The organism is Arcobacter thermotolerans (assembly GCF_983172305.1).
On sequence record NZ_CFAFZJ010000003.1, the window covers coordinates 177,140 to 195,677 of the forward strand.

Annotated in this window: 21 protein-coding genes; 7 read left to right on the plus strand and 14 right to left on the minus strand. The window is 26.2% G+C overall.

Annotated elements, in window-relative coordinates; translation table 11 throughout:
- Positions 1-23: 23 nt before the first annotated feature.
- Positions 24-2,570 (minus strand): ABC transporter substrate-binding protein, encoded by a 2,547-nt coding sequence (locus AC5LG6_RS03940; protein ID WP_498585750.1) that lies wholly within the window; start codon positions 2,568-2,570, stop codon positions 24-26.
- Between the two features lie 80 nt (positions 2,571-2,650).
- On the opposite strand from AC5LG6_RS03940, the gene AC5LG6_RS03945 reads away from it, so the two are divergent.
- A complete protein-coding gene (locus AC5LG6_RS03945; RefSeq protein ID WP_141051330.1) occupies positions 2,651-3,148 on the plus strand; it encodes a hypothetical protein in 498 nt (165 codons plus the stop codon).
- A gap of 4 nt (positions 3,149-3,152) precedes the next feature.
- On the opposite strand, the gene AC5LG6_RS03950 is transcribed toward AC5LG6_RS03945, so the two are convergent.
- Genes AC5LG6_RS03950 through luxS form a run of 3 tightly spaced genes read right to left on the minus strand, consistent with a single transcriptional unit; the run spans position 3,153 to position 5,279 of the window.
- Positions 3,153-3,965 carry a D-alanyl-D-alanine carboxypeptidase family protein gene (locus AC5LG6_RS03950; RefSeq protein ID WP_260958931.1) on the minus strand — a complete coding sequence of 271 codons (813 nt, stop codon included), beginning with the start codon at positions 3,963-3,965 and terminating at the stop codon, positions 3,153-3,155.
- Positions 3,966-4,012: 47 nt separating this feature from the next.
- The gene (locus AC5LG6_RS03955; protein ID WP_498585751.1) at positions 4,013-4,762 is read right to left on the minus strand and encodes a tRNA (5-methylaminomethyl-2-thiouridine)(34)-methyltransferase MnmD; all 750 of its coding nucleotides are present in this window, start codon (positions 4,760-4,762) and stop codon (positions 4,013-4,015) included.
- A gap of 1 nt (position 4,763) precedes the next feature.
- Positions 4,764-5,279, minus strand: coding sequence for an S-ribosylhomocysteine lyase (gene luxS, locus AC5LG6_RS03960; protein WP_260908473.1), 516 nt, complete (start codon positions 5,277-5,279; stop codon positions 4,764-4,766).
- Between the two features lie 140 nt (positions 5,280-5,419).
- Here luxS and AC5LG6_RS03965 point away from each other — a divergent pair, with 140 nt between their 5' ends.
- The 4 genes from AC5LG6_RS03965 to AC5LG6_RS03980 are packed head-to-tail and all read left to right on the plus strand — an operon-like array spanning position 5,420 to position 8,777.
- Entirely contained in the window at positions 5,420-6,535 is a 1,116-nt protein-coding gene (locus AC5LG6_RS03965; RefSeq protein ID WP_498585752.1) for an MlaE family ABC transporter permease, read from the plus strand.
- A gap of 1 nt (position 6,536) precedes the next feature.
- Positions 6,537-7,274 carry an ABC transporter ATP-binding protein gene (locus AC5LG6_RS03970; RefSeq protein WP_498585753.1) on the plus strand — a complete coding sequence of 246 codons (738 nt, stop codon included), beginning with the start codon at positions 6,537-6,539 and terminating at the stop codon, positions 7,272-7,274.
- Positions 7,274-8,194 carry an MlaD family protein gene (locus tag AC5LG6_RS03975; RefSeq protein WP_498585754.1) on the plus strand — a complete coding sequence of 307 codons (921 nt, stop codon included), beginning with the start codon at positions 7,274-7,276 and terminating at the stop codon, positions 8,192-8,194. Before AC5LG6_RS03970 ends, AC5LG6_RS03975 begins: the two co-directional genes overlap by 1 nt.
- Positions 8,181-8,777 (plus strand): ABC-type transport auxiliary lipoprotein family protein, encoded by a 597-nt coding sequence (locus AC5LG6_RS03980; RefSeq protein WP_498585755.1) that lies wholly within the window; start codon positions 8,181-8,183, stop codon positions 8,775-8,777. The genes AC5LG6_RS03975 and AC5LG6_RS03980 overlap by 14 nt, the downstream gene beginning before the upstream one ends.
- Positions 8,778-8,798: 21 nt before the next feature.
- Here the strand turns inward: AC5LG6_RS03980 and AC5LG6_RS03985 are convergent, their stop codons facing one another.
- The 3 genes from AC5LG6_RS03985 to AC5LG6_RS03995 are packed head-to-tail and all read right to left on the minus strand — an operon-like array spanning position 8,799 to position 12,013.
- Entirely contained in the window at positions 8,799-9,833 is a 1,035-nt protein-coding gene (locus AC5LG6_RS03985) for an AbrB family transcriptional regulator (RefSeq protein ID WP_498585756.1), read from the minus strand.
- The gene (locus AC5LG6_RS03990) at positions 9,834-10,490 is read right to left on the minus strand and encodes an HAD family hydrolase (protein WP_260910749.1); all 657 of its coding nucleotides are present in this window, start codon (positions 10,488-10,490) and stop codon (positions 9,834-9,836) included.
- Positions 10,491-10,501: 11 nt separating this feature from the next.
- Positions 10,502-12,013 carry a peptide-binding protein gene (locus tag AC5LG6_RS03995; RefSeq protein WP_498585757.1) on the minus strand — a complete coding sequence of 504 codons (1,512 nt, stop codon included), beginning with the start codon at positions 12,011-12,013 and terminating at the stop codon, positions 10,502-10,504.
- Positions 12,014-12,114: 101 nt separating this feature from the next.
- Here AC5LG6_RS03995 and thiM point away from each other — a divergent pair, with 101 nt between their 5' ends.
- Complete coding sequence (gene thiM, locus AC5LG6_RS04000) at positions 12,115-12,936, plus strand: hydroxyethylthiazole kinase (RefSeq protein ID WP_498585758.1); 822 nt, start codon at positions 12,115-12,117, stop codon at positions 12,934-12,936.
- A 16-nt stretch (positions 12,937-12,952) separates the two neighbouring features.
- Positions 12,953-13,630 carry a thiaminase II gene (gene tenA, locus AC5LG6_RS04005; protein WP_390837706.1) on the plus strand — a complete coding sequence of 226 codons (678 nt, stop codon included), beginning with the start codon at positions 12,953-12,955 and terminating at the stop codon, positions 13,628-13,630.
- An 80-nt stretch (positions 13,631-13,710) separates the two neighbouring features.
- On the opposite strand, the gene rpsI is transcribed toward tenA, so the two are convergent.
- From rpsI to pstB, 7 genes are all read right to left on the minus strand, one after another.
- Positions 13,711-14,100: a 30S ribosomal protein S9 gene (rpsI, locus tag AC5LG6_RS04010; protein WP_066348181.1), complete on the minus strand. Its 390-nt coding sequence runs from the start codon at positions 14,098-14,100 to the stop codon at positions 13,711-13,713.
- 5 nt (positions 14,101-14,105) lie between these two features.
- Positions 14,106-14,525, minus strand: a complete 420-nt coding sequence (rplM, locus tag AC5LG6_RS04015; RefSeq protein WP_024774422.1) for a 50S ribosomal protein L13 — start codon at positions 14,523-14,525, stop codon at positions 14,106-14,108.
- A gap of 75 nt (positions 14,526-14,600) precedes the next feature.
- Entirely contained in the window at positions 14,601-15,986 is a 1,386-nt protein-coding gene (locus AC5LG6_RS04020) for a sensor histidine kinase (RefSeq protein ID WP_498585759.1), read from the minus strand.
- A complete protein-coding gene (locus AC5LG6_RS04025) occupies positions 15,980-16,663 on the minus strand; it encodes a response regulator transcription factor (RefSeq protein ID WP_066220011.1) in 684 nt (227 codons plus the stop codon). The genes AC5LG6_RS04020 and AC5LG6_RS04025 overlap by 7 nt, the downstream gene beginning before the upstream one ends.
- A gap of 4 nt (positions 16,664-16,667) precedes the next feature.
- Positions 16,668-17,075 (minus strand): phosphate-starvation-inducible PsiE family protein, encoded by a 408-nt coding sequence (locus AC5LG6_RS04030; protein WP_066360555.1) that lies wholly within the window; start codon positions 17,073-17,075, stop codon positions 16,668-16,670.
- Positions 17,076-17,099: 24 nt separating this feature from the next.
- The gene (locus tag AC5LG6_RS04035) at positions 17,100-17,768 is read right to left on the minus strand and encodes a phosphate signaling complex PhoU family protein (RefSeq protein WP_066405166.1); all 669 of its coding nucleotides are present in this window, start codon (positions 17,766-17,768) and stop codon (positions 17,100-17,102) included.
- On the minus strand, positions 17,768-18,538 hold the full coding sequence (gene pstB / locus AC5LG6_RS04040; protein WP_498585760.1) for a phosphate ABC transporter ATP-binding protein PstB: 771 nt from the start codon (positions 18,536-18,538) through the stop codon (positions 17,768-17,770). The genes AC5LG6_RS04035 and pstB overlap by 1 nt, the downstream gene beginning before the upstream one ends.

The following is an 18,538-nucleotide window of genomic DNA, read 5'->3' on the forward strand; positions in this document are numbered from 1 at the left end:
TTTAAGAAGTTTACTTCTTAAATCTAATTCTTATCAAGGTTAATAGGTAACAAAATATTAAATTTTGTACCTTTATAATCTATATTATTATATAAGAATTTATAGTTTTCTACAAAAATAGTACCTTTTAGATTATTATCCACCAAAATCTTTGACATATATAGACCAATTCCTGTACCTTGAGATTTATGTTTTGTTGTAAAATATGGTTCAAAAATTCTAGATATAATCTCATCTTTTATACCCATTGCATTATCAAAAATTTCAATAACTATATTTTTTTGATTTTTAGAAATATTAATAAAAATATATCTTGGCTCTTCATCTTTTAAATCTTTCAAGGCATCTTTTGCATTTGTAATAATATTCATTAAAATTTGAATTAAATCATTTTCAATAGTTACAAACTCAAAATCATCTATATTTTTTATAACTTCAATATGATGAGATTGTAAAGATGGATTTAAAATATCGAGTACTTTTTGTACTAAATGGTTTATATTTACATTAGATAAAACTTTATCTTTATCTAAGAAGCTTCTAAAATCTTCAATAGTATTACTTAAGTAAGATATAGAAGATTTTATATGATTTATTGAATCATAGAAATCTTTATCCTCTAGCATATTTAGATTTTTTTTAAGCTCCATTCCTGAAGTACAAATACCAATAGTTGATAGTGGTTGTCTCCATTGATGAGCTATATTTTCAAGCATTTCACCCATTGCTGCCATTTTTGATTGTTGTAAAAGAATTCCATTTTTCTCTTCATTTTGTTTTATCTCAAAAGCAACTCTATTTTCTAATTCTTGATTTGTTTTTTTGAGTAAATAAGCTCTATAAATAATAGCTAGAATAAAAAATATAGCTAAAATTAAAATAAATAACTTAAGAACTGCATCTTTATCAATACTATTTTGATAGTTTATATATACCCATTTATTAAAAAATTCATGTTTCTGATTTTCGTTTATTGAATTCAAAGCCTTATTTAAAATCGAGGCAAGAGTTTTATTTTCAATATTTGTTGCCATATAAAGTTTTAGATTTTCATCTATTTTCCCAGATACTTTGATATCTCCTACAAAATGATTTTGTATCTCATATCCAATAACAGCAAGAGAGTCAATAGCAGCATAAACTTCACCTTTTCTTACAGCTTCTAAAGCTTCATAAAGATTTGGATACTCTACGAAATTGATATTTTTATATCTATTTTTTATTATATTGCTTGTTGCAAAATCTTTCACAAGAGCAATTTTAACTCTTTTTAGAGTTTTTAAATCTTCAATAAAAGGTTTAGAAATATCTGTAGCAATCACAAAAGGAAAATCCAGATAAGGATTTGTAAAATTAAAAAGCTTTTCTCTATTTTTCTTATCTGCAATTGTTGTTAAGATATCACACTTATTTTCTACAACTTTTTCAAAACTTTCATGCCAATTTAAAGTTGGTACAAAATTTAATTCTATATCTAAATTTTTTGAAATTTCTACAAGATACTCTTCTATAATTCCAATATGTTTATTATTTAAAGTAGCTTCAAATGGCATTAAGTCGTTATGAGAACAATAAGTAAAAGATTTTTTTGTTTTTAGATACTCTTTTTCTTCACTATTTAGTTCATTTTGAAAACTATTATGTAAAACAAAACTTTTTAAATCTATATCATTTTTTATTAAACCCATTACTTTATATGTATTTATTATTAGGTTCATTTTCTCATTAGAAATTGTTCCAATATCTCCGTTTTTATCAAAAATAATTTTCTTTATCTCATTTGCTTCAAAAAGTAGTGCCTCTTTACTTTTATTTAGTGGATTATATTTCTCAAAAACAATATCAACACTTTTTTCAATATTTTCAAATGCCCATTTCCAACCATCTATTGAAGCTTTATAAAAATCATATACAATTTTTGGGTTTTTTTCTGCAAATTCACTATTTGTAAACATAATATTTTCGTAAAAGTCAAATCCATAATCTTTTGGGTAGAAAATTTTGCTTTCATAACCTTTTTCTTTTAGTAAAAAAGGTTCATTTGTAGTATAAGAAGCCATTAAATCAGCTTTTTTATTTATTAAATCATCAACATTAAAAGAGTGAGGAATTAGTTTTACAGATTTAATATCAAAGTTTTGACTACTAAACATAGCTTGTAAATTTGCAAAATTTAGATGCTCATCTGCAATCATTAAGTTTTTATCTTTTAAATCTTTAATAGAGGTTATATTTGAATTTTTTAAAGCCAAAATCACAAGAGGTGAAGTTTGAAAAATAGCTCCAAATATAGATATATCTGCACCATTTGATTTATGCACTATTAAAGAGCTAGAAGCAAGTCCAAAAGTTGCTCTATTTTGAGTAACTTCTTGCAACACATTTGTTTCATTTTGAAATTTTTTAAACTCAACATCAAGTCCAACTTTTTGATAAAAGCCTTTCTCTTTTGCTATATAAAATCCAGCAAACTGGAACTGGTCAAGCCACATAAGTTGAAGCGAAACTTTTTGTAAATCTGTAGAATATAGGTATTTGAAAAGTAAAATAAGAATAAATATCTTTTTCAAAATCCACCTTAGCTTTAAAATTTTAACAATTATTATAGCAAACTAAGATAGAATTGTGACAATTTATTTGAGGAAATATTATGAATAGAGAAAAAAATATTAAAAACTACATATTGAATTATATTTATGCAACTTCAAAACAACCAATTTTATTAAAAGATATGTTGGTTGCTTCAGTTCAATACAGAAATGATATGGAAGTTGATAGTTCAAGATTAGGATTTAGACTGAGATTAACAAGGGCTTATCTTGTTTATGTTTGGTTAGTTTTAGCAGTTCTTCTACCTATTTCTCTTCTTACGCACAAATTGTTGGCAAAAATAGACTCACACATATCAATTGTTGGTGGGATGATTATCACAGCACTTATATTTATGGGATTTAACTATTTTAAAGATATTGTAAAAAAAGAGATGACAAAAAGTAGATTAAAAAAGGCTTGGAGTTTACATTTCCCTTTTTTTGATTATGAAGAGTATGCTAATAAAGTAAATGAGATTTTTGAAGAGGCTATGAGAGAAGAGGTTTCAAAAAGAGATTTACAAAAATATATTTTAGATAGATTGACTAATATTTAGTAATCTATCTTTTATCTAAAACTGTATCTAAAGCTAGTTTTGTATTTGCCCATCTATTTTGAGAATTTAGCATTACTAGCAAAATATCTTTTTTCCCTTCTTTTGCTCTTGCAATTAGACAAGGTCCAGCTTTACTTGTATAACCAGTTTTAACTCCAATCATATATTTCTCTTTTGGAAGAAGTTTATTGCTAGTATGTGCAAAGTACGATCTTTTCGTATTTATTGCTTTAAAACTATAACTCTCTTTTTTTACAATATTATTAAAAGTACTATTTTTGATAGAGTATTCTGTAAGCTTCAATAAATCACTTGCAGTGCTTTTATGATTTGGAGCATCAAAACCACAAGGATTTTCGAAATTAGTATTTATCATACCTAGTTTTTTTGCTTTTACATTCATCATAGTTACAAATTTTTGTTTGCTTCCATTTCCAAGATAAATTGCAATAGCATTTGCTGCATCATTTGCTGATTTTATCATAGCGGCATTTACTAAATCTCTTAAGTAAAATTTCTCTCCAACTTTAAAATTCATGATTGTAGGTTCAACTTTTTTCATTTCAGCAGTAATTGTAACAACACTATCCATTTTACCGCTTTCAATGGCTATTATTGATGTCATAATTTTTGTTAAACTAGCAGGTCTTATTAGTTGATTTGCATCTTTTTGAAAAATTAACTGTTTTTTGTTTAAGTCTTTTACAATAATTGAGTCTAAATCTTTTTCAATTTTTTGAAAAACGTTTGCATCACTGTAAGCAAGGGCAATTATTGGGCTTAAAAGCAAGATAAATATTTTTAAAAAGTTTCTCATGAATTTTCCTGTTGTTTTATTGAGTTTGCATTATATTGAAAAAAAAATTAAATAAAGCTATCAAATAGGGCTTTTGCATCTTTATTTCTAATTTTTTTTAACTCCATATCTATATATTTTCCAATTTTATCTTGTTTGTTTTTAAAAGCTAGAGTTATTTTTCTTTTTGTTGGTCTTGTTTCATAGATATAAAATCCAGCTTCATACATAGACAATCTTATATTTGTAGAGATTGCATAAGTTGTTAAAATAGAGTCTTCTTTTGAAATCTTGTAAATATCTTCAAAATACTCTTTTGTCCAAAGTTCTTTATTTACCTCACTTGAAAAAGCATCTTGATAAACTATGTCAAAAAAATCTTTTGGAAAAGTTTTTAGATACTCTCTTGCATCGCCTATAAAAATCTCTATTTTTATCTTCTCATCTTCATATTTTTGATTAAGTGATAGTTGATTTATAATATTTTTAAACTTTTCAAACTCTTTTGGATATGAGAAATTTTGTAAAGATTTTATTAAATCAAAATCAAGCTCTGGAGAGTAGATATTTATTTTAATATCAAGTTTGTTTTCTAAAATATAAAAGATAGTTGCAAAACTATTGTAACCCAAACCAAAACAGATATCTAAAATATTTAACTCTTTTTTATTATAAGAGTGCGAAAATGCTGGAATAATATGCTTATGCAAAGCTTCACTAAATCCACCATCTTCGGTGTTGTGAAAGTGTTGATTATACTTTAAAGAGAAAAGTGTATGGCTACCATCATTTGTGGTAACCAGTTTATCTTCTAGCAAATTAGTTTCCTAAACTCTCTAATTTCTCTTCACTTAAAAATAGTTTCTCATTTGACATAACTCCAATATTTAAGGCTAAAATATCTCGTGCTATATCTTTTGCTTCAGGAAGCGAGTGCATAGCACAAGTTCCACATTGGAAAATATTTAGCTCTGGAATATCGCTTTGTTTCTCAACTTTAAGCACATCTTCCATAGATTTCTTCCAAGCAAGAGCTACCTCTTCCTCTTTTGGAGTTCCTATTAAACTCATGTAAAATCCAGTTCTACAACCCATTGGTGAAACATCTATGATTTCAACTGTAGGAGAGTTTAAATGATTTCTAATAAATCCAGCAAACAGATGCTCTAAAGTATGAATACCTTTTTCGCTTAGCATCTTTTCATTTGGTTTACAAAATCTTAAATCAAAAACTGTAATAGCATCTCCTTTTGGTGTTTGCATAACTTTTGCAACTCTAACAGCAGGTGCTGGCATAATTGTGTGATCAACTCTAAAACTATCTAGTAGTGGCATATAAAATCCTTTGAATATATTTTAATTTTTGAGTGATTATAGCCAAAGAAATTTAAAGATAGTTTTCTTAAAAAAGATTATTTTTGTAAATTTTGGATAATATAAACTATTTTAATTTAAAAGAGAAAATAGCGAAAATTATGAAAAGTACAGAATATTTTATTTTAAAAAAATTAGAAGATGGATATAAAATAAATCTTTTAAATAGTTGGAATAAAGAGACTATTCCAAATATTATAGAAGAGATTAAAAGCTTAAAATTTCATCCAAATAAAAAAATGTATATAGATTTTGAAAATTTAAAAGAGCTTGATAGTATCGCTATTATTTATTTAATCTCATTTTTAAAAAAATTCAAAAAGCAAAATATTTCATATTTGAACTTTGAAAAGTATGAGCAAATTTTTGACTTTTATCAAAAACATTATCAAAATGAGTTTCTTAAAGAGAAAAAGATATTAAATAGATTTTTTGAAAATGTTGGAAAAAAAGTATATGATATATCAAAATCTACAAAACTTTTTATTGATTTTCTAGGAAAAGTTTTTTATTTCCTTTTTTATTTAGTACTTAATCCAAAAAAGATTAGATTTAAAGCCACTTTAAAATATATTGAAACATCAGCAGTAGATGCACTTTTGATTGTTGCTGTGACTGCTTTTTTGGTTGGAGTTGTTATTGCATACCAAGGAGCAGTTCAGCTTGAAAAGTTTGGGGCAAATATTTTTGTAGTTGAGATGATAAGTATCACTATGTTTAGAGAGATAGCGCCACTTGTAACTGCTATTGTAATAGCTGGAAGAAGTGCAAGTAGTTACACAGCAGAAATAGGGGCTATGAAAATAACAGAAGAGATAGATGCTATGAGAACTATGAACTTTGAGCCAATAATATTTTTAACAATTCCTAGAATTTTTGCTTTGTGTATATCTTTGCCACTTTTAGTATTTTTTGCAGATATTGTTGGAGTAATGGGTGGAATGGTAATCGCATATACAAGTTTAGATATCACATATATAGAGTTTATAAATAGACTTCAAAATGAGGTTCCTGTAAAACATTTATTATTAGGAGTTTTTAAAGCTCTATTTTTTGGATTTTCTATAGCAATTATTGGTTGTTTTAGAGGTTTTCAAGTTGAAAATAATACTACAAGTATTGGAAAATATACAACAATAAGTGTTGTAAATGCAATATTTGTTGTTATTTTACTAGATGCGGTTTTCTCTGTAATATTTACTCAAATGGGAATATAAGATGGAAATAATAAAAGTTTCAAATCTTCACACAGCTTTTGGAGATAATATTGTACACAATGATATATCTTTTAGTGTAAATGAGGGTGAAATATTTGGAGTTTTAGGTGGAAGTGGAAGTGGAAAGAGTGTTTTGGTAAAACAAATAGTTATGCTAAATCAGATACAAAAAGGTAAAATTGAGATTTTTAATAAAGATATTTCAAAACTAGGAATAGATGATTTAGAGAGTTTGAAGTTGAATTTTTCTTATCTTTTCCAGTTTGGCGCTTTGTACTCTTTTTTAAATGTTATTGAAAATATAAGTGTGATGTTAAAAGAGTATACAAATTTACCAAAAGATTTGATAGAAAAAATTGCTTACACAAATTTGGATATTGTGGGTCTTCCAAAACATACAGCAAAACTATATCCAAGTGAGCTTAGTGGTGGAATGAAAAAAAGAGTTGCTCTTGCACGAAGTCTTGCAATGCAACCAAAACTTCTATTTTTGGATGAGCCAACAAGTGGATTAGATCCTGCTAGTACACAAAGTGTAAATGAGCTTTTGCTATATTTAAAGAAAAATCTAAATATTACAACAGTTATAATAACTCATGATTTAGAGACAATAAAAACAGTTCTTGATAGGTTTATAATTATAAGAAAAGAGAAGATATTTGATGGGAATATAACTGAAGCTATGAGCTCCAAAGACAAGTTTATACAAGATTTTTTAACACATAAAAAGGCAGATTAATGGATACAAGAATTAATTTTTTTAGAATAGGTTTATTTGTAAGTGTAATATCTTTTTTACTAATTCTTGCAATATTTTGGTTGGGAAAATATGGTTTAGAAGATAAAAAATATGATACTTATTATATCTATTTTGATGAGTCTATTTCTGGATTAAATATAGGTTCACCTATAAAATACAAAGGTTTTGATGTTGGACTTGTAAAGTATATAAAAATAAGTCCTCATAATTTAGAACAAATTGAAGTAGAAATACAGATTCAAAAAGGTACTCCATTAAAAGAGGATAACTATGCAATTTTGGGAAATCTTGGAATTACAGGATTAAAGTATGTTGAATTAAAAGGTGGAAGTAATGAAGCAAAACCTTTGGAAGAAAATAAATATGGTCTAAAAATAATAAATTCAAAAAAATCAGCTTTGAGTAATCTTGTTGATTCAACTGAAGATATTACAAAAGAGCTTACTTTTTTACTTCACTCTTTTAGAGATGTTTTAAATGAAGATAATTTAAAAAACTTCTCAATACTTCTTGAAAATAGCCAAAAAAGTATGGCAAATATTGAAAAGTTTTCTGATTATTTAGTAAAAAATCAAAGTAATATTGATGAACTTTTATTAAGTATGAAAAACTTTGCTACTATTGGAAGTTCATCTTTTATTAGTGTAAAAACTTCAGCTGATAATTTTAAAGCATTAACAACAAAGATGAAAGAGGATTTTGACAAAGGAAATTTTGATATAAAAGGGATGGCTCAAGAGAGTATTAATAATTTAGAAACAGTTTTAAAAAATCTTGATAATACTTTAAATCAAACTCAAGACTTAATGAATAATCTAAATGAAAGCCCAAGTGATTTGATATTTAAACAAAAGGCAATAAAATATGGACCAGGAGAAAAAGATAATGAAACAAAATAAAATCTTGTTTGCAAGTAAAAGTACTTTTTTAGTTTTTATAATATTTTTTATATTTAGTGGATGTGGATTAAAACAAGAGAGTTTATCTATAAATCATTATGGAATAGATTTTAAAACTCAAAAAAAAGCTGAGGTTTCAAAAGTAAAATCAATTTTAATTGAAGAGGTAAATGTAAATAAAAGTTTTAATCTAACATCTATTTTCTATAGTACAAAACCATATTTATTTGAGGAGTATGCACAAAATAGATGGATAAATCTGCCTTCAAATATGATTTATAATCAATTGACGGATTCTTTTATTACAAGTAATATTTTTGAAAATGTAGTTTTAAAAGATAAAAAAATCGAGCATGAATATAGTTTAAAAACTGAAGTTATAAAACTTTATCAAACTTTTGAAGAAGATAAATCTTATGCAGTTTTAAAACTTAAATTTGATTTAGTAAAAGATGAAAAGATAGTAAAATCTTTTAATTTTGATAAAAAAGTATTATGCAAATCAAGCAATGCTTATGGTTTTGTACAAGCCACAAATAAAGCTTTTGAAGAGAGTATAAATAGCTTATTGAGTAGTTTTTAATTTTTATTTATAAAAATTTAATTACTTTAACTTTTTAGCAATGATTGGTGCGATATTCATAACCAAAAATAGTCTTACAATATGGTGCAAAGTTATATAAGGTAAATTTGCACCAACTAAAAGAGCTATTAAATTTATCTCAGTTTGACCACCAGGTCCAAAAGCAAGTAATATATCTAAAGTAGCAAAACCAAAAAAGTGGTGAATAATAAAAATAAAAATTCCACACAAAATTATTAAAATAACAAAATGTCCCAAAGTAGCAACTAAAGTATTAAAAATAGTTTTTAAATCAACATTTTTAAATGTAAATCCTATAATTGAGCCAAAAACAACTTGAATAAATTTAAGTAACTCATCTGGTATATGTGTAGTTACAAATCCGCCTGAATATAAAATAATACTTATAATCATAGGACCAATCAAATATGCAGCTGTCAATTTTATCTTTTTTGCAAACAGTGCTGCAAAAACTGCTAAAACATAGATATATAAGAACTGAAACATATTTATATCTTTTATTGGTGTTGTTAAAAGCTGGTTACCTCTTATATCAATTTGAAAAATATATTGAATAATAAAAGGTAAAGATACAACTACAAAAAATAGTCTTGAGCTTTGCATTAAAGTTATCTTTGCTGTATTTGCTTTTAACTCTTGTCCAATTATAACCATCTCAATAACACCACCTGGCATTGAGCCTAAATATGAAGTTTTTAAATCATATTTTAAAACTTTATAGTAATAGTATGTTCCAAAAAATATAACCAAAATGGTAAAAGGAACAACCAAAAGTAGGCTAATAGTGTATTGTGGAATGTAGTTTAAAATTGCTGGAGTAAAGGCACTTCCAATTGCTAGACCAATTAATATTCTAGCAGGTGCTGAAAATAGTTTTGGGCTTTGTATTGGAATTTTTTGAAATCTTATTAATATGCTTGTAGCAAAAATACTTCCTAAAAGCCAAGGAAGTGGAAGATGCAAATATATAAAAATAAGTGAACCACAAAAAGCTACTAACAAAGCTAGTATCATTTGAAAAATATTTTTTATCATTTAAAGTAGTGAGATATGTTTTACAGCTTCTAAAGAGTCTTTTTTTACAGTATTAGTATATTTTAAAAGTTCTTCTTCATTTGAGTAACCACATAATACTCCAACAGAGTTTATAGAGGCATTTGAAGCAGAGATTAAATCAAGTTTTGTATCTCCTACCATAAATGCTTGATGTTTTTTATCATCATATTTAAAAGCATCTAAAGCCTTTAAAATTGGCTCTTTGTGAGGTTTTGGGTTTTCTACATCTTCTCTTCCAATTATTACTTCAAAATGTTTTAAAATATCAAAGTTTTCTAATATTGGAGTTGAATAGATTCTTGTTTTTGTAGTAACCACTCCAAGCCTTGCAAATTTTGAAGCTAGAGTAACTGCTTCAAAAGCATTTTCCAAAAGTAGTGTTTGAGCAACTGAAATATCTTTATATCGCATTTTATAACTATCTACGAAATCCCAAACTATTTTTCTATCTACACCCAAATTTTCAAACATAATATCAAGTGGATAACCAATTTGAATCTTTATATCTTCAATAGTTCCTTTAAAATCAAAATTATGTTTTGAAAAAGCGTGTAAAAATGTATCAGTTATTGCATCTGTTGAATCTATTAAAGTACCATCTAAATCAAATAAAATAATCTTATCTTTTTTGTTCATAAAAATCTTCCTTACTCTTTTATTTCCCAATCTTTTTGATTGTGCATAATACCTATAAATGCTGGATCAATATTTTCTATTTTTTTATTTATAGCAGTTATTCCATCTGGAATATACAAAAATAGATATGGTAAATCATTGGTAACAATTTTAAAAATCTCTTTATAAATTGCGCCAAGTTCATCTTTATTTATAGTTCCACTTCCTTTTTCTATTAATTCATCAACCTTTTCATTTTTGTAATTTACTAGGTTAAATCCACCTAGTTTTGCACTTTTGCTATGCCACAAAGGATAAGCATCTGGCATCAAAGCTAAAGACCATCCTAAAAGTACAGTTTCAAATTTTCGTGGATGAACAACTGTATTTAAAAATGCTTGCCACTCCATAACTCTTATTTTCATCTGGACACCAATTTTTGAGAGTTGATACTGCAGGATTTGTGCAGTGTTTACTCTTATATCATTTCCTGTATTAGTAACCACTTCAAAAACTAAAGGATTTTTTTCATCATATCCAGCCTCTTTTAACAAAGCTTTTGCTTTTAATAAATCTTGTGTTATTGGTTTTACATCATCATTGTAGGCAAAAGAGTTTGGCATAAATGGTCCATTGCAAACCTCTCCATATCCAAAAAACAAAATATCAACTAGCTCTTGTCGATTTATAGCAAGTGATAAAGCTTGTCTTACTTTAATATCTTTAAATTTGGGATTTTCTAAATTAAATCCTAAATATGTAAATCCAAAACTAGGTCTATTTAAAATTTCAAAATTATTTTTAAAGCTACTATATAACTGTCTTGATACTTGCATTGGAGTTAGGCTTCCAATATCAAGTTTGTTCTGTTTAAGATACAAAAAAGATGTATTTGGGTCTGGTAAAAATTTATATAAAATCCTATCAATTTTAGGACGACCTTCAAAAAAATCATCATTTGCAATAAGTTCTATATCTTGTCCAGTTTTAAACTCTTTTAATTTATAAGAGCCTGTACCTATTGGATTTTTATTAAAGCTACTTGTCATAAGATTTTTTTCATCTTTTAAAATATGGTATGGTAAAAGACCAACCATCCAAATTTCTAAGGCTTTAAAATATGGTTTTTTATAGATTATTTCAAGAGTTAAATCATCAAGAGCTTTTACACTAGCAACTTCACTAAAATTTGATTTTATAGAGTTAAAAACAGTTGGACTTATTATTTGTTCATAAGTAAAAACTACATCTTTTGAAGATAGTTTTTCTTTGTCATGCCATAAAACATTATCTTTTAGTTTAACTATAAGTTTTGTTGGTGTTTCAAAAGTGTATGAAGAAGCTATTTCAGTTGTTATATTTCCATCTTTATCATATTTAAAAAGACCATTAAAAAGCCAATCAGATATTTCACCACTTGCACTATCATTTGCTAAAATAGGATTTAATCTACTTGGACTGGAACTCATAGATAAGTTTAGTGTACTTGCTTGCATATTAACAAAAAGAGTACAAAATATTAAAGAAGTTATTAAAAATTTCATTGCGTATTGTATAGTTTTTTTATAAAAAGTATTATAAATTAGCTTTTCATTTTTCTTTGTGATAGAATAGCTACTTTATTAATATATTTTAAGGCATTACTTTGATAGATAATTTAATTGATATTGTAAATAATACAAAAAAACAGAACCCATTAATTCATCACATTACAAACTATGTTACAGTAAATGATTGTGCAAATGTAACTTTAGCAGTTGGTGCAAGTCCTGCTATGGCAGATGATGAAGCAGAAGTTGAAGAGTTTGTGAATATTGCTTCAGCTCTTTTAATAAATATTGGAACATTAAATAAAAATGTAAAAAATTCTATACTAAAAGCTGTAAAAAAAGCAAATGAATTAAATGTTCCAGTTATTTTGGATCCAGTTGGTGTAGGTGCTTCTAAGTTTAGAAAAGATTTTATAAATGAGTTACTTGAAACATACAAAATATCTTCTATTAGAGGAAATATTTCTGAAATAAAGTCTATATTAAATTTAAGCTCAAACACAAAAGGTGCAGATGCTTCTAAAGAGGATTTGGAATCAATTGATAATACACTAAATATAGCAAAAGAGTTAGCAAATAAGTTAGGTTTAGTTGTTGCAATTACTGGAGAAACTGATGTTATATCTGATGGAAAAAAAGTAATTGCAATAAAAAATGGTAACTATCTTTTGCCATATATTACAGGAACAGGTTGTATGTGTAGCTCTTTAGTTGCTAGTTATTGTGGAGCTTCAAATGATAAAATATTTGAAGCTACAGTTTTAGGAGTAATTACAATGGGAATTGCAGGTGAAATAGCTTATGAAAATAGTAATAATAAAGGACTTGGAACTTTTCATAAAGAGTTATTTAATGCAATAAGTAATTTTAATGAAGAGATATTAATAAAAAAAGCAAATTTTCAAGATATAAAATAATTATAAAGGAATAAAAATGTCATTTTCTAGAAGTTTAAAACAAAAAGCAATAAAAGTTTGGGAAGATGGTTATAATCATCCATTTGTACAAGAGTTAGGAGCTGGAACTTTATCAAAAGATAAGTTTAAATTTTATTTGCTACAGGATTATCTATATTTATTAGAGTATGCAAAAGTTTTCGCAATGGCTTTGACAAAAGCAGATGATGAGAAGATGTTGAGTAACCTAAGTGCTATTACAAAGGCAACTTTAGTTGATGAGATGAAACTTCACCATTTATACATGAAAGAGTTTGGTATTAGTGATGAAGAGGTTCAAAATGTAAGAGCTAGTTTGTTTAATAGAACTTATACTGCAAATATGCTTGCAACTGCTCTAAAAGGTGATTTAGCACAAACTTTAGCAACTGTATTTCCTTGCGCTTGGACATATTGTGATTATGGTAAAAGATTAAAAGAGCAATATAAAGATAGTTTAGAAAATAACTTCTATAAATCTTGGATAGAGACTTACTCAGGAGCAGAGTTTGAAGAGTCGTTTGAGTGGTTTTATGATGCACTTGATGAGCTTGTAGCAAATAAAAGTGAAGCTGAGAAAAAAGTTGTTGAAGATATTTTTATTTCAAGTGTTGAGTTTGAGTATATGTTTTGGGATATGGCTTATAATAAACAGATGAGTTATGTAAAAAGCTAAAATATTTGGCATAAAAAAAGGAAGCGATAAAATCGCTTCCTTTGAAAAGATACAAAAGAAAAATCTTTTTAAACTTCCAATTATCTTTTTGAGAATTGAGAAGATTTTCTTGCTTTTTTCTTTCCGTATTTTTTTCTCTCAACAGATCTAGCATCTCTTGTAAGTAATCCATGAGGTTTTAAAATAGTTCTAAATTGCTCATCATAAGCTACTAAAGCTCTTGAAATTCCATGTCTAGCAGCATCAGCTTGAGCTGAATATCCACCACCTAGAGTTTTTACAATGATATTTACACTTGATTCTTGTTTAGAAACATGTAATGGTTGCATTACTCTTTTTTTGATTGAATCATGACCACCAAGCCATTGATCTAAAGATTGTCCATTTATAGTTAGTTGTCCATTTCCATTCTCTAACCAAACTTTAGCTATTGCTGTTTTTCTTCTTCCAGTTGCATATACTTTTGCCATTACTATTATCCTTTAATTTGAGCAGTATGAGGGTGTTCACTTCCTGCATATACTTTTAATTTTTTTAACATAGCTTTACCAAGAGTAGTTTTTGGAAGCATACCTCTAGTTGCTAATTTAAACAGTTTTTCAGGGTTTTTTTCAATCATATCTGACATTTTGTGAGTTTTTGTACTTCCAAAATAACCTGAGTGTGTATAGTAATTTTTAACTTCTAATTTAGCACCAGTAAATTTAGCTTTACTTGCATTGATTATAACTACATAGTCACCACAATCAACGTTTGGTGTAAAACAAGGTTTATTTTTACCTCTTAAAATTGTAGCAACTTCAGTTATTATTCTTCCGAATACTTTACCTTCAGCATCTACTACAACCCAAGATCTTTCGATTTCGTTGGCTTTAGCCATTTGAGTAAATTTCATTTATTAACTCCCTTTCAATATTAGGGTCGAATAATATTTAAGTTATCCTAAATTTTTGCTTAAATTAAGTATAAATTAATAATATATTTTAAAAGTTGATCCATTTCCAATTTTTGAGTTAATTTCTAATTTAAAATTGTGAACATTTAAAATAGATTTAACTATAAAAAGTCCTAAACCTAATGAGTTGTTCCAGTTATTACTAGTTGCTCTATAATATTTTTTAAAAATATTTTCCAAATTTTCTTGAGAAATACCGATTCCTTTATCTGTAATTGATATCGAATTTTCATTTATCTCTATAATTACATCTTCTTGTGAATATTTTAAGGCATTTTCTATAAGATTTGAAATAGCAATTCCTATTAAAATCTCATCAGCATTTATCTCTTTATCGACTCCGAAAACTTTGATTTCTCTATTTTTATACTTTATTTTTAAATCACTAATAGAGTTTTCTACTATTTTTTTAATAGAAACTTTGTTTAAGATTAGTTTATGATTGTTATCTTGAAGCTTCAAAGTAAGTCTTAGTTTATCAACTATTCGTGACATTTTATTTGAGTTAGATAATATTTTATTTAAAAACTTTATTTTTAAAGTTTGTGATAAATTTTCATCTTCTATTAAAGTTTGACTATATCCTGAAATTATTGCTATAGGATTTTTAAATTCATGTGAAATAGCAGAGATAATGTCATCTTTTTGTCTATTTGCTAAAGTTAATTTTGCAGTATGCTTTGCTTTTATTTCATCTTTTTTTGATATTTTTTTTGCAACTTTGTTTAAAAGTTTTGCTATTTTATAAAATTCAAAAGTATAATTTGATTGTAAAAATATTGGTTTCTTCTTATTTGTTATCTCTTTTAAAAAGTATAATATTGAGTCAGTTTCTCTTTGTATTTTGATACTTATAAAGTAAGTTGAAATAAATGCAATTATTAAGAAAAAAGAGATATAAATAAAAATTTCAAAAGTTAGTTTTTTGAAATTATCAGTAATTTTATTTGTATAATCAGCCATTCTTAAGTAATAAATCTCTTCATTAAAAGATACTTTTTTTGCAATATATATCAAATCTTTATTTAGAGTTTCAGATACTCTTGTATTTTTTCCAAGACCTATATTTCTTGCTTCAATAATCTCAACTCTATTTGAGTGATTTTTTATATCTTCAATATTTTTGTGACTCTCTGCTACTACTTCACCATTTTCATTTATAATTGAAATCCTTAGGTTCAGTTTTTTACTTAAATCTTTAATAATATCTTTAATACTATTTATATCTTTTGTATCTTCTAAAATTACGGATAATATATCTATATTCTGGATTAAGTTTTTTTCAACTTGATTTAAGTAGAGATTTTTTGCCCAAAAATAAGTTGATAGAGTAACAGTTATTAAAATTGCAACAAATATTGCAAGATAAGTTCGTAAAAAAAGTTGATGAATTTTTAACAAAAAATATAACCCTCTCCTCTAACTGACTTTATATAATTTTTCTTTGAATTGGGATCTATCTTATCTTTCAATCTTTTTATAGCAACATTTACTGTTTTTTCTTGTTTATCAAAAGAGTCTTGCCATACTTTTTCTAATAAATACTCTCTAGAAAGAAGAATATTTTTATTTTTTATAAACTCTAAAAGAAGAGTAGTTTCAAGAGAAGTTAGCTCAATATCTTTCTCTTCGATAGAGAATGTTTTACTTGAAAAGTTATAAACTATATCTCTTACTTTTAAAACTTCAATATCATTTGAAGATCTTTTTATTACAGATTTAACTCTGGCTAGTAGCTCTTGAATATTAAATGGTTTTGTAATATAGTCATCTGCATGTGCTTCAAATCCATCTAAAATATCTTCAGATTTATCTTTTGCAGTAACATAAATAACAGGATTTTGATAACCATTTGATCTTAAATCTTTTATAAAAGAGGTACCTTCTATATTTGGTAGATTTCTATCCATTAGAATTAAATCAATCTTCTCTTCATCTAAAACTTTTTTTACATTTTCATTTGCATTTAAAAATCCAATAGTTTCATATCCCTCTTTTTGTAAAGTATACTCAAGAAGTTCTAGAATATCTTCTTCATCTTCTATTATTAAAATTAATCTATTTTTACCTTCAACCATTGTTTCACTTTATTTCATCATCTTTAATTTCATCTATTTTTTTATTTTCATCTTTTCCAAATGGAGAGAATTTAATAGACAATATTCTAAAAATAAAAAATATAAAAATAACAAACAATAAAAATACAATATCAAAATAATCTTTATTCTTATTGGCTGAAAGAATAATAACTTCTCTGATTAAAAAGATTATAAAAATATCAAGAACATATCTAAGTCTTAATGTCTCTTTTCTAATAAAATCTGAAATCATTTTTACAACTTCCATAATCACAATGAATTCAAGCATTAGGATAATTGCACTATAGAAGTCATTTCCAGCTATAACAACAGTTAAAAATATAACAGTAGCAACCAAAACTTCGAAGTTTGAACTAAAGTAGTTCGATATTTTATTTATAGCTTTTTTCATGTAAAAAGTATATCATAAAGAGTTTTATGATTGAACTATATCTCCTCCTAATTTTGCAAATTGTAGTAAACTAGCTATTGAAACTGATCTATCTGCAATTTTTTCTAATCTTCTTAGACTACTTAAAAGGTCAAAATACTCTTTTGAAAGGTCAAGTTTTTGAGTTATTAGTTTTAAAATATTTTTCTCTATCATCAAGTATAAATCATCTGTTTTACTCTCTTCAACAATAACTCTTTGATATTTCTCTTCAACTTTAGAGTGTTCTTGTTCATCTATTATTGAAATTGCAGTTTTTGTAGATAATAAAGCTGATTTTAGAAGTGGTATTGTGTACTCCAAAATAGTATTTGTATTTAAATCTTCACTATAAGATCTTCTAAACATTTTTGCAAAATCTTTTGTATTTGCCGCTGTTCTTACTATCTCATTTGTGATTTTTAAAAATGCAACCATTCTTCTTAAATCTCTTGCTTCTGGAGTATATAAAGCTAAAGTTGTAATTATAAGATTATCAATTTCATTTGATTTTACTAGAAATTTTTTTTCACTAACTTCAACATTTTTTAGATTCTCTATTTTTCTCTCATTTAAAGCTTTTAAACAAACCTCTAAAGCCTCAACAATATCTAATCCTAGTTTTTCTACTTCACTTTTTATAAGTTTTAATTTCTCTTCATATGGTTTTAACATTATCCAAATCTCCCTGTAATATAATCTTCTGTTTTTTTATTTGTTGGATTAACAAAGATAGTCTCTGTTACATCATACTCTATTAGTTTTCCTAAGTGGAAAAATGCTGTATAATCTGCAACTCGTGCAGCTTGTTGCATATTGTGAGTTACCGTAATTATTGTATAATCTTGTTTTAACTCAAGCATAAGTGCTTCAATTTTTTCTGTAGAAATTGGATCTAGTGCTGAAGTTGGCTCATCCATTAAAATAATTTCTGGTTTTATAGCAATTGTTCTAGCTATACAAAGTCGTTGTTGCTGACCACCTGAAAGTGATGTTCCAGGAGTTGTTAATTTATCTTTTACTTCATTCCAAAGTCCAGCTTTTATTAAAGATGTTTCAACCAACTCATCACAATCTTTTCCTTTTTTTACCATACCATGTTTTAAAGGTGCATAAGCAACATTATCATAAATTGATTTTGGAAATGGATTTGGTTGTTGAAATACCATTCCAACTCTTTTCCTAACACTTACCTCATCAACATCTTTATCATAAATATTTTTTTTGTCAATTACAATTTTTCCATCAATTTTAACACTTGGAATTAAATCATTCATTCTGTTTATACATCTTAAAAATGTAGATTTTCCACAACCTGATGGTCCAATTAATGCTGTAATTTTATTTTGATATAAATTAACATCTATATCAAACAAAGCTTGATTTGAGCCATAAAAAAGATTTAGATTTTTAACATCTATTTTTGTTTTTATATCTTTATTCAT